13 protein-coding genes are annotated in these 13,531 nt (G+C 51.5%); 12 read left to right on the top strand and 1 reads right to left on the bottom strand.

Features of this window, described 5'->3' with window-relative positions; translation table 11 throughout:
• Positions 1-15: 15 nt before the first annotated feature.
• The 9 genes from DMN77_RS03360 to DMN77_RS03400 all read left to right on the top strand — a co-directional run bounded on the left by DMN77_RS03360 (position 16) and on the right by DMN77_RS03400 (position 9,738).
• Positions 16-1,008 carry a phosphotriesterase family protein gene (locus DMN77_RS03360; protein ID WP_179013509.1) on the top strand — a complete coding sequence of 331 codons (993 nt, stop codon included), beginning with the start codon at positions 16-18 and terminating at the stop codon, positions 1,006-1,008.
• 13 nt (positions 1,009-1,021) lie between these two features.
• Positions 1,022-1,756: a creatininase family protein gene (locus DMN77_RS03365; RefSeq protein WP_179013670.1), complete on the top strand. Its 735-nt coding sequence runs from the start codon at positions 1,022-1,024 to the stop codon at positions 1,754-1,756.
• A gap of 67 nt (positions 1,757-1,823) precedes the next feature.
• Entirely contained in the window at positions 1,824-2,558 is a 735-nt protein-coding gene (locus DMN77_RS03370) for an SIS domain-containing protein (RefSeq protein WP_179013671.1), read from the top strand.
• Positions 2,559-2,769: 211 nt separating this feature from the next.
• Positions 2,770-3,039, top strand: a complete 270-nt coding sequence (locus DMN77_RS03375; RefSeq protein ID WP_179013511.1) for an HPr family phosphocarrier protein — start codon at positions 2,770-2,772, stop codon at positions 3,037-3,039.
• Complete coding sequence (gene ptsP, locus DMN77_RS03380; RefSeq protein ID WP_179013512.1) at positions 3,039-4,820, top strand: phosphoenolpyruvate--protein phosphotransferase; 1,782 nt, start codon at positions 3,039-3,041, stop codon at positions 4,818-4,820. The genes DMN77_RS03375 and ptsP overlap by 1 nt, the downstream gene beginning before the upstream one ends.
• Positions 4,821-5,081: 261 nt before the next feature.
• Positions 5,082-6,668 carry a helix-turn-helix domain-containing protein gene (locus DMN77_RS03385; protein ID WP_179013514.1) on the top strand — a complete coding sequence of 529 codons (1,587 nt, stop codon included), beginning with the start codon at positions 5,082-5,084 and terminating at the stop codon, positions 6,666-6,668.
• Between the two features lie 51 nt (positions 6,669-6,719).
• Entirely contained in the window at positions 6,720-7,985 is a 1,266-nt protein-coding gene (locus DMN77_RS03390) for an alpha/beta hydrolase family protein (protein ID WP_179013516.1), read from the top strand.
• Complete coding sequence (locus DMN77_RS03395; protein WP_179013517.1) at positions 7,982-8,959, top strand: ABC transporter substrate-binding protein; 978 nt, start codon at positions 7,982-7,984, stop codon at positions 8,957-8,959. The genes DMN77_RS03390 and DMN77_RS03395 overlap by 4 nt, the downstream gene beginning before the upstream one ends.
• Entirely contained in the window at positions 8,959-9,738 is a 780-nt protein-coding gene (locus DMN77_RS03400) for a ferric iron reductase (RefSeq protein WP_256872226.1), read from the top strand. The genes DMN77_RS03395 and DMN77_RS03400 overlap by 1 nt, the downstream gene beginning before the upstream one ends.
• A 484-nt stretch (positions 9,739-10,222) precedes the next feature.
• Here the strand turns inward: DMN77_RS03400 and DMN77_RS03405 are convergent, their stop codons facing one another.
• Complete coding sequence (locus DMN77_RS03405) at positions 10,223-10,810, bottom strand: restriction endonuclease (RefSeq protein ID WP_372775337.1); 588 nt, start codon at positions 10,808-10,810, stop codon at positions 10,223-10,225.
• 329 nt (positions 10,811-11,139) lie between these two features.
• Between DMN77_RS03405 and DMN77_RS03410 the strand changes: the two genes are divergently transcribed.
• The 3 genes from DMN77_RS03410 to DMN77_RS03420 are packed head-to-tail and all read left to right on the top strand — an operon-like array spanning position 11,140 to position 13,529.
• Positions 11,140-11,574 (top strand): GNAT family N-acetyltransferase, encoded by a 435-nt coding sequence (locus tag DMN77_RS03410; protein WP_068780974.1) that lies wholly within the window; start codon positions 11,140-11,142, stop codon positions 11,572-11,574.
• A 15-nt stretch (positions 11,575-11,589) separates the two neighbouring features.
• A complete protein-coding gene (locus DMN77_RS03415; protein ID WP_068780975.1) occupies positions 11,590-12,576 on the top strand; it encodes a glutathione S-transferase family protein in 987 nt (328 codons plus the stop codon).
• Positions 12,573-13,529, top strand: coding sequence for a glutathione S-transferase family protein (locus tag DMN77_RS03420; protein WP_068780976.1), 957 nt, complete (start codon positions 12,573-12,575; stop codon positions 13,527-13,529). The genes DMN77_RS03415 and DMN77_RS03420 overlap by 4 nt, the downstream gene beginning before the upstream one ends.
• The last annotated feature ends 2 nt before the right edge of the window (positions 13,530-13,531 follow it).

The following is a 13,531-nucleotide window of genomic DNA, read 5'->3' on the forward strand; positions in this document are numbered from 1 at the left end:
GGAGGGAGAAACGATATGGGTTTTATCCGTACTTTACATGGAGATATCAGCAAAGAGGATCTGGGTTTTACGTATTCCCACGAGCATATCGTATGCCGCCCGGCGTATTGGCAGGAACGGGGAGTGGACGATTTACTGCTGGACGACAAAGCGAAATCCAAGCAGGACGTTCTTGATTTCAAGCAGCACGGCGGGCGCACTATCGTGGATGCTACAGCCGTTGATTACGGACGGGATGTTCAAGCGGTTCAGGAGATCGCGGTAGAAAGCGGGATTCGCATCATTGGGACAGCTGGTTTTAATAAAAGCTTTTTGTGGGATGCCCAAATAAAAGAGGAGCTAAAACCGCTGATCGGCGATTATGGAAGCTACGCGCAGTGGATCGAAGCGAAGAGCATTAACGAGCTGGCGGATTTTGTCATCCGGGAGGTGGAAGAAGGACTGGAGGGCACGCCTTTCAAAGCGGGCCAGGTTAAATTCGGGACAGGCTATAACCGCATTACGCCCCTGGAGGAGAAGACGCTGCGTGCAGTTGCCCGCGCCCATCACGAGACAAAAGCTCCCATCCATTCCCACACTGAGGTGGGCACGATGGCGCTAGAGCAAATTGAACTGCTGAGAAGCGAAGGGGTGAACCTGTCCTACTTGAGTTTGGGTCATATGGACCGGAATCCCGATCCGTACTACCATGAACAGATTGCAGCCACGGGAGCCTACCTGAGCTTTGACGGCATCGGCAAAATCAAGTATGCACCGGAGAGCACCCGCATCTCGCTCATCCTGGAGCTGGTCGGCAAAGGGTACGAAGACCAAATCCTGATCAGTGGAGATACAGCTCGGAAAAGCTATTACAAGCATTACGATCACGGCCTGGGGCTGGAGTACATTATATCCAAATGGGTCCCGCGCTTTGAGGATGAAGCGAACCGCAGCGGTTATGACGGACGGAAGCTGGTAGAGAAGTTTTTTGTAACCAATCCGGCCAACTGTTTCTCATTTAAGAAGTAAGGGGGGATGCATGATGAAATTCGAGCTTGAAAATTCGGTTGAGGTGAAGGATAAAATTCGCAGCTTCCGCGCTGCCATACTTCCTATTGGGGCCGTTGAAGCGCATGGTCCTCATCTTCCGCTGGGCACGGATAATCTGCTTGCAACCCGGTTGGCGGATAAATTGGCGGAGCGGACGGAAAGTTTCGTGCTGCCGCCCTTCTCATATGGTCAGGTATGGAGCCTGCGCAATTTTCCGGGCAGCATCAACGTCTCCAACGAAGCGCTCATCCGGCTGCTTGCCGATATCGGCGAAAGTTTGTATCAGCAGGGATTTCGTATTTTTATTATGCTGAACGGCCATCTGGGCAATGCGGTGGCGCTGAAGGAAGCTGCAAGAATGCTATACGAACGGGTACCCGAGCTGAAGGTGTTTTATTTCTTTTATCCGGGTACTAAGGAAATCACCGCGCAGGTACGGGAAGCCACGGCAGCTCACAGCACCTACATGCATGCCGATGAAATCGAGACATCCTATATGCTTTACCTTGCGGACGAATATGTGGATATGATCAAGGCGATTGATGGGGCTCCGCAGATCCCGTTCGAAGCCGATTTCACACCTACGCCGTGGGAGGAAATGACATCTTCCGCCGTACTCGGGGATGCAACGCTGGCCACGAGGGAGAAGGGGGAGGCCATAATCGAGCGAAGCCTGGAGGTTATGACAGAGATCGTTCTTCGGGCGAAAAAGGGCATTATGAACTGAACCCTGTTCACAGCCGGAAAATAACGGATTGGAAAGTCTACTCAAGAACAACGAGGTGAAAGCAATGATGATGAATACCTATTTTGATGTTATTGACGGATTGTTTGAAAAAGTCCGAAACGAGCAAGCCAAATCGATTCATGAAGCGGCGGAGAAAGTAGCAGCCTGCATTCAGCAGGGCGGTATCATCCATTTGTTCGGCTGCGGGCATTCGCATATATTGACCGAGGAAGTCTTCTATCGCGCAGGCGGACTTGTGCCGATTCGCCCGATTCTTATAGAGAAGTTGATGTTGCATGAGGGTGCGGTGCGCTCGTCTGAACTGGAAAGACAGAACAACCTTGCTGCCGAATTTATGAAGCAGCAGGATATCCGCAAGGGCGAGGTCGTATTTGTGCTATCCACCTCGGGTCGCAATCCCGTTCCCGTGGATGTTGCTCTGATGGCGAAGGAGAAGGGAGCCTTCACAATAGGGATTACCTCCCTAGAATATTCCAGGAGTCAACCGTCCCGGCACAGCAGCGGCAAACATCTGGCAGATGCCGTTGATTTGGTCATCGATAACTTCTCGGTCAAAGGAGATGCCGTATTAAGCCATCCAGACCTCCAGGTGCCGTTCACACCCAGTTCAACGGTTATCGGCGCCCTGATTTTAAATGCTCTATTCGCGGAATCCATTGAGATGATGATTGAGCAAGGTTTCAATCCTCCCGTGTTTCTTAGCGGCAACATCGATGGCTCCGACAAACACAACCAGGCATTAATTGAGGCTTATAAAGAACGGATTGCTTTATTGGCCTGATCAGAATTTACGGCGGGTAACCATCCGTTAATGATATACGAAAGATTATGGAGCATGATCTCCAACAACAAATAAAAGAAGCCGGCCTGGCAAGGATGGATGACATCCGGGAGGAAAGCTGCAGCGAGAAGCCTTGAGATTCTATGATCGCTGCAAGCTGCAAGTGATCTTATTCTCCGCCCGGGGCGGTGACAGGATGAGGAGGAAAGACATGTTCGCACAAACCGTTACCATACAGAATGGGCAGGGCTTTCATGTTCGTCCGGCTCAGCTCTTCTCAGAAAAAGCAGGATCGTTTGAAGCAGAGGTGCGTCTAAAGACAGGCGAAGGACGCGCGGCGGATTGCAAAAGCATGCTGGAGCTGATGACACTCGGCATTGAACAAGGGGCCGTCGTGACCATTGAAGCCAGCGGGGATGGGGAACAAGAGGTTGTCAAGGCTTTGGTGCAGCTTATCGAAAGCAAGTTCGGTGAAGGCTGATGAAGAGGCTGCACATACCAGGACTTGGTGTTTCGGAGGGAATCCGCATCGCAAAGGCATATATTTACAAGCCTGTACAGGCAGTTATAGGCGAGGGCGTGCCCCCGGAAGATTGTATTCCGGGCAATCCTTCTGCTGTTGAAGCCGAGCTTCAGAAGCTTCGGAAGGCTAAAGCCGACTGCGTGGAGCAATTGGAAAAGCTGATCGGGAAAGCAAAGGAAGCCGTAGGCGAAGAGCAAGCCGGCATTCTGGCGGGGCAACGGAAACTTCTGGACGATCCCGCCTTTTATCCGAAGATGGAAGCCAGGATAAGAGAGCAGTTGGAGCCTGCGCCGCGGGCCGTTGCCGAAATAGTTCGCCAGGTTGTTAATATGCTGGAAGGCATAAATAATGATTACATGAAGGAGCGCGCGGCGGATATTCGCGATATCGGCAGTCGTCTTCTTGCCTGTCTGTCACCCGGGCAAACCGGGAGCCTGGCCGAAATCGAAGGTCCGGCGATACTGGTTGCGGATGATCTGGCGCCGTCGGATACGGTGCAGTTGGACCCTGCTATCGTTATCGGCTTTATTACCCGTACCGGAGGAGCTACCTCGCATACCGCTATTCTTGCGCGTTCCCTCGGTATTGCCGCTGTCGTCGGGGCCGGTTACGGCGTAGGCGAGATTAAGGACGGGGATACCCTCGTCCTCGACGGGGTAGCCGGACTCTGCATCGTCCGGCCGGAAGTGCCGGAAGCGGAGCATTACCGGCTCCGCATGCGGCAGGAACTCGAGCGCAATCGCTCGCTCGAGGAGTACGCGGCACGCCCGGCCGTGACGGCCGACGGCACGCGTGTGGAGCTCGCGGCGAACATCGGCGGCGCCGCGGAGGCCGAAGCTGCCGTCCGGCAGGGCGCGGACGGCGTGGGGTTGTTCCGCACGGAGTTCCTGTTCATGAACGCCCAGGCGATGCCGGGCGAGGAGGAACAGTTCCGTGCGTACCAGGAGGCGGCCCGGAGCATGGAGGGCCGCTCTGTGATCATCCGCACGATGGACATCGGCGGTGACAAGGAGCTTCCGTATCTTCAGCTGCCAAAGGAAATGAACCCTTTTCTGGGTTATCGAGCGATACGGATAGGGCTTGATCGCCAGGAGCTCTTGCGTACCCAACTGAGGGCGGTACTGCGGGCCAGCGCCTTCGGAACGGTGAAGGTGATGTTCCCGATGATCTCCGGCCTGCAAGAATGGAGGCAGGCTAAAGCCATCCTTACGGAAGTGCAGGCTGAGCTGAGCCTGGATGGCGTGTCGTATGACAAGAATATGGAGGTTGGCATCATGGTGGAGATTCCGTCCACCGCCGTGTTGGCAGGAATGTTCGCGAACGAGGTCGATTTCTTCAGCATCGGCACTAACGATCTCGTTCAGTACACGGTTGCAGCAGACCGAATGAATGAGCACGTCGCGCATCTGTACGATTATTTCCATCCGGCCGTGCTGCACTTGATCCATGGGGTTATTGAGGCTTCCCACGCGGTCGGCAAATGGACTGGCATGTGCGGCAGTATGGCAGGTGACCCTTTGGCCGCACCGCTCTTGCTCGGTCTGGGGCTTGACGAGTGGAGCTTGGAGGCAAGCCGTCTCGGCGGGATGAAGGAAAGACTCGCTAGCCTGGATCGTCAGGAATGCCGTGAGCTGGCAAAGCGCATTTTGTGCCTTGATACACCTCAAGCCGTTCGTCAGGCGCTGGAGGAATTTCTCAACACCCGGGGGCAGAGAGATAACCCGTTATCCTTTCGGTGATCTTAGTGATGCAATATCCGTAATATAATCCGCTTAACAGCATAACCGTAAATGACATACTCCCATCATAGTAGCCATTGGAATCTATGAAATGAGTAAACATATGTTAATTGAAGAAGAGCAGGCTTGATTTGTTAACAGGCTTGCTCTTCTTTTTTATGAACAGGACGGCATTTTTATATTATAATTGAAAATGATTATCAATGATAATATATCAGCGGATAAAACGCTGAATCTATATACGCTGAAAAGAGGATGTTTATGAACAATATCGGACAACAGGCTTCCCGGATGCTTCGCTTTGCAGGTATCCATTCTTTCGCGCTCCCGATCGGAGGCGAAGTAATCTATCCGGCTTTCGATTCGCAGGCGGTTGTCCTGGGTTTAAGTGGGCGGGGCACGCTTGCATCCGTTGAAGAAATAAGGGCATTCGGCGAGGGCACAGCTTATTTTCTTGGGCCGGGAAGCTCGCTCAGATTATTCGCAGGCGATGAGCCTCTGATCGGGAGATTGATCTGTTTCGAGGCTTATGAATACTCTGATGAGCAGGATCTGCAGCGGATGGATTCATTTATCGTCGGGGCGCGCCACAGCCGTCATTTCAAACAACTTGCAGCCCTGGCTGAAAGCCTGCTTCAATGGCAGGAAGAAGGAACAGCACAATTCTACGTCGCGCAAGCGGAGTTATACAAGCTGATGTCCCTGCTTATAGAAGAGCCATCGATGCCGCAAGAAAATGAGACGACCGCGGCAGCCATTGCCCGGGTATCCAGATTTATGGACCAGCATCCGGAGCTAGAGCTGACACGACAGGAGCTGGCCCGATTAGCGGGGTTCAGCCCTGGCTATTTTACACGGATGTTTCAGCAGTATACAGGTCAGACCCCAACGGCCTATTTGATGGATTTGCGAATGGGAAGAGCGAAGCAGATGCTATTGTCCGGCAGCGGTGTGAAGGAGACGGCGTCGCGGCTCGGGTTTGAGGATGAATTTTATTTTAGCCGCCGTTTTAAACTGAAGACGGGCAGCTCTCCGGCGGCATTTGTGCAAAGCCGTCGCCGCAGTATCGCCAGTATCTCCGATCCGCTCTCCGGCAGCTTGCTTGCCCTTCATATCCTGCCGAAAGCCGCTGCATTCTATCCCCATCATGAGCTGTATAGGCGCATGATCCGGCTTCACTCTTACGAATATGGGGAGGGGCCGATTTGGGAGAAAAACCTGGAGATGCTGCAGACGGCTGCACCCGGGCTGATTTTCTGCACGGACACCCTGCCTGCTGAAGCCAAAGATCAGTTGAAGCAAATTGCGGACACGGTGGCGATTCCCTGGTTATCCGCTGACTGGCGGGAGCATTTGAGGATGATTGCAGAGGTGATGGAGCAGTCTGCGGAAGCCGGTCAGTGGCTGGCGGAGTATGATCATAAGGCAGCTGAAGCCGGTCGCCAACTTAGAAACAGCATTGGCGGAGCTACGATCAATATTTTACGCGTAACGGACACGGAATACCGAATCTATGGGAGGCGCAATGCCGGCGCTGTCATTTATAACGATTTTGGTTTACAGGCTACGCATCAGCTGGATCAGATTCAGGTGTTTCAACCCGTTGCAAGAGAGGAATTGCCCAGCTATGATGCCGATATCCTCCTGATCATGGTGGATTCCACGCAGCAGGCGGCCCGGCAATGGAAGGAGCTGCAGACGAGCCGAAAGTGGAATCAATTGACGGCTGTGCGCTATAGCCGGGTACATGTAATAGGAACGGAGAAGCTGTTTGAATATTCGGCCTGGTCCCATGACAGGGCTGTCTCTTATCTGGGCAAGGTTCTTAGTAATCAAAAATCCAGATGATAGTATCTTTAAATCCATGTTAAGCAAAGCGGAGGAATGCTATGCTCCTTATTGAGAAAGAAAATCATTATCAATAGAAAAAAAGGGGTGACCTGTTTTATTCCGATTATGCTGCCATGGGAAATGGAAAAATTATATCGCTTACCGGCCGTCTATCCGTTGCAACAGGATCAGAATCCGGAAGTCAAGGCGATTTTCTATCAAGGATTGCCTTATCGCGGGAAAGAAACTCGGGTATTTGCCTGTTACGGGGTTCCGCGCAGCGCATCTGCGGGAGAGCCGGTTCCCGCTGTAGTATTGGTCCATGGCGGGGCAGGGACAGCTTATCCGGAATGGGTTCAGCGCTGGATGGAGCGAGGGTATGCGGCTATCGCGATGGATCTTGAAGGGCAGCTTCCTTTGCAAGAAAGCAGGTTCGTGAATGTGGATCAATGCACAGTCCATCCCTGGAGCGGGCCTGTGAAGCAAGGCGTGTTTGCCGACTATCAGCTGCCGGTAGAGGATCAATGGATGTACCATGCTGTCGCCGCGGTCATCCTTGCTCATACGGTCATTGGTTCGCTGCCGGAGGTGGATTCGAGCAAGGTGGGCTTAACGGGTATTTCCTGGGGCGGGATCATCACAAGTCTGGTGGCAGGTATTGACCGCAGGCTTTGTTTTGCTATGCCCGTGTATGGCTGCGGATTCCTGTATGAGCCAGGCACTTTGTATGGACGGGGATTTGCGGCGATGCCTCCCGCGGATGCGGAGAGAATTCGCAAGCTTTGGGACCCGTCGTCCTATTTGACGAACAGCGCTTTGCCCATGTTATGGCTGAATAGCAGCAACGATACTCACTTTCCGCTGGCTATTTTTGATAAGTCATTTGCGCTTCAACAAGGGGGCCATACACAGAAAAGCATGATGAGCCTGCATTGTGGACTTAACCATTCCTATGCGGACGCTTGGACCTGTCAGAAGCTTTACGCATTTGCCGATAGCATCGTCAAGGACGGCCCTTCGTTGATTCAAGTGCTGGAATATGAGCAGCGAGGGGATTGGCTTGTCGTGCGATATGCTTCGCTGCTTCCCGTTGTCCAAGCCGTACTGTATTGGTGCGAAGATGAGGTGGACTGGAGAAATGCGAGCTGGGAGGCATACGCCGTCTGTCTATCGCAGGAGGATCATTGTGCCCGGGTCAGTTTGCCTCAAGCACGGGGCAAATTTTTTATGAATCTGACCAATGACAGAGGCTGGATAACCAGCACCCGGGTCCTGTCGGATAACAGGGAAATAAAAATTCAATATGCCGAAATAAGGAGAACTGACCAAACATGAAACCACATAAAAGAAAATTGTTTATTTTAACTATACTGCTTCTTGCCCTGTCGCTTACCGCTGCATGCAGTCAGCAATCGAAGCAAGCCAACTCGGACGGAGCTGCGGCTGGACAGGAGCAGAGCGCCACAGAACAAACTGCAGCCGGTGCCTTTGCATTTAAAGATAAAAACGGGAAACAGACTTTGAAGGAGCAGCCACAGCGGATCGCTACAACCGTAACTTATTTGACCGATCATATGATCGCTCTCGGAATGACCCCTGCCTCCACGGTAAAATCTCAGAATGAAGATTTTCCGGAATATTTGCAGCCTTATTTGAACCATGTGGAGATCATTGGAGAACAGGGCAAGGTAAGCATGGAGAAGCTCCTGTCGCTATCGCCGGATCTGATTATTACGGATACGAACAGTGAGGATATTTATGATCAATACGCCAAAATTGCTCCGACGGCGATGCTCGAGAACGGTTATATGGCACCGGATTGGGAGGAAGCCTTCCGTTGGACAGCTGCTGCGTTCGACAAGAGCGATGAAGCGGAGAAGATCATTCAGGATTATAACGAGAAAAAGGCGCAGTCCATCGCCGGCATCCATGATAAAGTGGCAGGGAAAACATTGATGGTGCTGCGAATCCGCAATGATATCCGTTATTACGGGGATATGGACTATAAGTGGCTTTATGATGATTTTGGGTTCTCCAGACCGGCCGTGTTCCCGGAGACAAGCGCGGATAGCCGCTATGAGGTACTCTCGAACGAGAAGCTGCCGGAGATTAATCCCGATTACATCCTGCTTATCAATGATAACGAGGAGCTCTATAACAAGCTGGAGGGTTTGGGAATTTGGAAAAATTTAAATGCGGTGAAGAATAACCAGGTGTACCGGGTGGCATCGGATTCCTGGTTCGGAGGTTACGGTCCGAATGCGGCCAGCTCGATGCTGGATGATCTCAACCGGATATTTAACCCGTGATGCCTGCGACACTATGGGAAGGGCTTGCTGAATTTTACAATATTTCGTTGGAGCACTGCAGCGGAGCTGTTGCATCTTTAGGCGGGACGGATCTCTACGACAGGGAGGCCATGGCCATTTTTCTGAACCTGTACAATCGCCGGATTGAAGGGATAGATACTACGGTAGCCGCAGCTTATTTCAGCAGCTGGTTCGGCGATATCGCCGCTTCACTTCATTATGCGGTGTCGGTTCATCATGCCGCGCCTGACTTTTCCGCGGAGAAGCTGATGGTTCACTTGATCCCGGAGACTGGCTACACCCGGCTCGGCTTTCAATTGACCCTGGCAGAGCTTGAGCAGGCGCCCCGGGATGCGGCAGAACGGGCCGCTTGGCGTGAAACGGTGTTCATCGGCTTCTACAGCCGGACCGTCCGGGCGCTGATCGAGTGTCTCGCCGAGGCCTCGGGGTTAAATGCAGGCTTACTCTGGGGGCAGCTGCCTACAGCGCTGCAGAACCACCGCGAAAGGTTCCATGCGGCCTTTAAAGAAAATCAGCTTGCCTTGCAGCAGTATGGGGAGGATGAGCATTTTGTGCGCAACGGGCTGGACGCTGAGTGGTTCGGCAGAAGCCGGAACCCGCTGCGGGTGAAGGTCCGCTGGATCGATCACCCGCTAGCAGAGGGCAAGCGGCTGGCCATCAAAAATGTGTGCTGTATGCAATATTTACGCCATGTCCGCTCCTATTGTTATACTTGCCTACGCATTAGCCAGCAGGAGCGCAGTGAGTGGCAATGGTGATCCTACTCTATCGCATTGGACTACGCAGAAGGGTTATAAAAGAACCCTGGGCTAATTTAGCTCAGGGCTCTTTGTATACTATGTATACTATATATGGCTGCGCCAGCGAGAATTAAGAATGTAGTTGGCAAACCTTCTGGGTCTAGTCACGTACAGCTTACCCGCGGCAAGTGGAGTGGCAAATGAGCGGCTTGCATAATAGGCTGCATGCGATGTTGACCACATTCCCTTGCATCGGCCGGATGCTTATGACTTGTAGAGCAGAAAACGCGACGTTCTTTCATTCTAATGGTTACTTAGCCCTTTAGAGCAGAAAATGCGATATTCCTTCATTTTAATGGACACTTTTGTCTCTTAGCGGCTGACAGCAGTCTTCTACAGAGGATTTTATTACGTTTATGGCCATTAATGTCCGTAAGCCACCAATTCTGTTGGAAAGTTCCCTTTAAGGGACAGGAATGTCCGTTACAGCGATACCCCAGCTTTAGTTAGCTTTCTTCACTTTTGGATTCCAAGGAGATTCCAAAAATTCGGCAGGTTCTTCGATAATGGCTATCGCCTCATCCAAGCGGCGGCTTTTGAATAAATGAATGATGTCCTCAAGATCCTCTCTGTCCAACAGCTTGACACCGTTCACTGCGGCAAGGGTACGGGAACCTTCGGTATAGCGGCCTGAAGTCAGCACTAGTGCTCGATCCGCCTCGTAATAGCGCATGGAAGCATAGATTTCCTGAACGGCACCGAGCCCAACCGGATTGCTCTGCCCGTAGCGTTTGGCCTGCAGTACGTTCCTTCTTCCATCAAGTCCTCTGAATACCAGATCAGCTCCGAAATCCCGGCTGCCCGTCGTCTGATATACCTCTTCATAACCAAGCTCGCGGAACAAATGGAACAGGTATAGCTCAAACTCCGAACCGTCGGACATCAGATCTATGTCCTTAAGGGTAATTTTGCGCGGGTTGGCTTCTCGGCGGATGCGGCGCCGCCTGTTGCTGACCAGTCGAATTACGATCAGAACCAATAGCAAAGCGAGGATCGCGGCGGTTAATATCGTTGTTGTATTCCAGATCATTGGCATTGCGGTTATACCTCACTATTCGAATGTATGTTCCTATTAATATACCAGACTGAGTGTAGTTGCGAAAGACCTTGCTTAGCCAACGGGGCTATGGAGACGGTCGCTCTATTTTTTTGTATGTGAAAAATCATCTTGACAAGAAATAACAATACATATAATATGATGAAAAAATATCCGAGTTAACTGATGGGAAATGTATTATATACAGAATAAACCGGATAAATTCAAACGGAAAAACATCCTCCTGCGGATTAACGGTATTGCTCCTTCCAAAGAGTTTATGGTCGAAGCGCAAGGGATGCACTGAAGAAAGGGGCTTTAAGATGGCAGAGATCTACCGAGTGGATTCAGTATGGCAATTGGCCGGCGTCTATGAAGTACGAACGAAGACTTTTGTTTACGGTCAAGGAATACCTAAAGAGCTTGAATTCGACGAAATTTATGGTCAGGTATACTGTTACATTCTGCTTGAGCAGGATCACACCGCTGTTGCTGCGGCTCGCATTAATACGAGTCATGCTGATTATGCCAAGATCGAAAGGGTCGCCGTCATTCCGGAGCTTCAGAATAAAGGTTGCGGGAGGCTTGTTATTGAGGCGGCTGAACGTTGGATTAGGGAGCTTGGATACCGCAAGATTGTCATTACAAGCCAGCAGCAAGCGGTGGGATTCTATGAAAGCCTGGGGTATGCTGCCAGACCGGATATTCGAGTGGAATCTACGATTCCTGTCGTCTATACCGAGAAAGAATTCTTGTGAAAAGAGGAGATCAAAATGACACAAAAGACCACCGCACTGGACACCCACATTGCCAATCATGAGATTGCCCATGAAATGACCCGGGAGGGTGCTTTTAACCGTCAGAAGAATCGCTTTACCACACCTTTTGGCGATCAGCCGGGGGAACTTTCGGTAGAAGCGGGACGCTATCGTCTGCTCTGGGCCAGGATTTGCCCTTGGGCGCATCGGGCTGTCATTGTACGGGAATTGCTGGGCCTGCAGGACGTAATTAGTCTGGGTACGGCAAGCCCAGTTCGTACAGAGAATGGATGGGAATTTTCCCTTGACGAAGGCGGTGTTGACCCGGTGCTTGGAATCCGCTATTTGCCTGAAATCTATGCTGAGACCGATCCGGAATATACGGGGAGAGCAACTGTTCCAACCGTGGTGGATGTGAAGACGAGAAAGGTCGTTAACAACGATTATTTTAGACTGACTAACGATTTTGAAACAGCGTTTAAGCCGTTCCACAAGGAAGGGGCGCCGGACCTATATCCGGTCGAATTGAGGGCAGAAATCGATGAGTTTAATGATCTTTTATTTCACGAGGTGAACAACGGGGTATATAAGGCGGGATTTGCCCAGTCCCAGACGGCCTATGAACAAGCCTATGATGCGTTATTCGCCAGATTGGACCAATTGGAGGAGCGCTTGTCCGGAAGCAGATATTTATTTGGCGATCGAATTACGGATGCCGATGTCCGCTTCTATGTCACTCTGGTTCGGTTTGATGCGGCCTATTATTCCGTATTCCGAACGAACCGCAACCGGATTATCGATTTCCCAAACATCTGGAATTATGCCAAGGATTTATATCAAACTCCCGGCTTTGGCGATACCACGGATTTTGACGCGATCAAGAGAGGTTATCAGCTTGGCAACCATGCGGAGAATCCGTATCAGATTCTGGCCAAAGGACCGGATCTGTCAATATGGAAAGAGGCTCATGACAGAGACAGATTCCAGGGGGGAGCCCAATGACAACGAAATCGGCTGAGATCGAGAACAATGGCAGCTTCAAGCGGCAAAGCAATCGCTTTGTCACCCCATTTGGAGATCAGGACGGAGAGCTTCCGGTCGAAGCCAATCGGTATCGCTTATTGTGGGCCCCGGTATGTCCCTGGGCGCATCGGGCGATGATTGCCAGGAAGCTGCTGGGTCTGGAAGAGGCCATCAGCGTAGGGACGGCAGACCCGTTGAGGCCGCGAATCGATCGGGTCGATTGGGCCTTTACCTGGGATGATAACGATGTAGATCCTGTGCTTGGCGTGCATTATATCAGCGAGGTATACCTGAATGCAGACCCGGAATACGCCGGCAGGCCAACCGTGCCCGCAATCGTTGATATCGCCAGCAAACAAGTCGTCAATAACGACTATCATGAACTGACCTATTATTTAGAGACGGTGTGGAAGCCATTCCATAAGGAGGGGGCGCCGGATTTATTTCCGGAGGCCCTGCAGCGGGACATTCGCGAGCTGAACGAACGTATTTTCCATGGAATTAATAATGGCGTCTATAAAGCGGGGTTCGCCCGTTCCCAGGAAGCTTATGAACAAGCCTATGACGGTGTGTTCGAGCTATTGGATGAATTGGAGGCAAGGCTGGACTCGCAGCGTTATTTATTTGGGAATCGGATCACAGATGCGGATATACGCCTCTACGTTACGCTTGCCCGCTTTGACATTGCCTACTATACCGCCTTTAGAGTCAATCGCAATCGGCTCGTTGAATTTCCGAATTTATGGGCTTATGCCAGAGATCTGTATCAAACTCCGGGATTTGGAGATACCACGGATTTTGCAGCGATCAAGAAGCACTATCATCTATCTATCACTCATGATCCAAACTATACCTTTTCCAGATTGCTGCCCAAGGGCCCGGATTTGTCTGGGTGGCTTACGGACCACGGCAGAGCAGAAAGGTTCAAATAAGA

Origin of the sequence: Paenibacillus sp. 79R4, from assembly GCF_013393165.1 — a bacterium.
In the GTDB taxonomy this organism is placed as follows: domain Bacteria; phylum Bacillota; class Bacilli; order Paenibacillales; family Paenibacillaceae; genus Fontibacillus.

What these genes read in the sequence shown, in the direction of transcription:
- DMN77_RS03370 (WP_179013671.1), top strand. Translation starts at nt 1,824, where the DNA reads ATGATGAATACCTATTTTGATGTTATTGACGGATTGTTTGAAAAAGTC.
- DMN77_RS03395 (WP_179013517.1), top strand. Translation starts at nt 7,982, where the DNA reads ATGAAACCACATAAAAGAAAATTGTTTATTTTAACTATACTGCTTCTT.
- DMN77_RS03415 (WP_068780975.1), top strand. Translation starts at nt 11,590, where the DNA reads ATGACACAAAAGACCACCGCACTGGACACCCACATTGCCAATCATGAG.
- DMN77_RS03360 (WP_179013509.1), top strand. Translation starts at nt 16, where the DNA reads ATGGGTTTTATCCGTACTTTACATGGAGATATCAGCAAAGAGGATCTG.
- DMN77_RS03420 (WP_068780976.1), top strand. Translation starts at nt 12,573, where the DNA reads ATGACAACGAAATCGGCTGAGATCGAGAACAATGGCAGCTTCAAGCGG.
- DMN77_RS03405 (WP_372775337.1), bottom strand. Translation starts at nt 10,810, where the DNA reads ATGATCTGGAATACAACAACGATATTAACCGCCGCGATCCTCGCTTTG.
- DMN77_RS03365 (WP_179013670.1), top strand. Translation starts at nt 1,022, where the DNA reads ATGAAATTCGAGCTTGAAAATTCGGTTGAGGTGAAGGATAAAATTCGC.
- ptsP (WP_179013512.1), top strand. Translation starts at nt 3,039, where the DNA reads ATGAAGAGGCTGCACATACCAGGACTTGGTGTTTCGGAGGGAATCCGC.
- DMN77_RS03410 (WP_068780974.1), top strand. Translation starts at nt 11,140, where the DNA reads ATGGCAGAGATCTACCGAGTGGATTCAGTATGGCAATTGGCCGGCGTC.
- DMN77_RS03400 (WP_256872226.1), top strand. Translation starts at nt 8,959, where the DNA reads ATGCCTGCGACACTATGGGAAGGGCTTGCTGAATTTTACAATATTTCG.
- DMN77_RS03375 (WP_179013511.1), top strand. Translation starts at nt 2,770, where the DNA reads ATGTTCGCACAAACCGTTACCATACAGAATGGGCAGGGCTTTCATGTT.
- DMN77_RS03385 (WP_179013514.1), top strand. Translation starts at nt 5,082, where the DNA reads ATGAACAATATCGGACAACAGGCTTCCCGGATGCTTCGCTTTGCAGGT.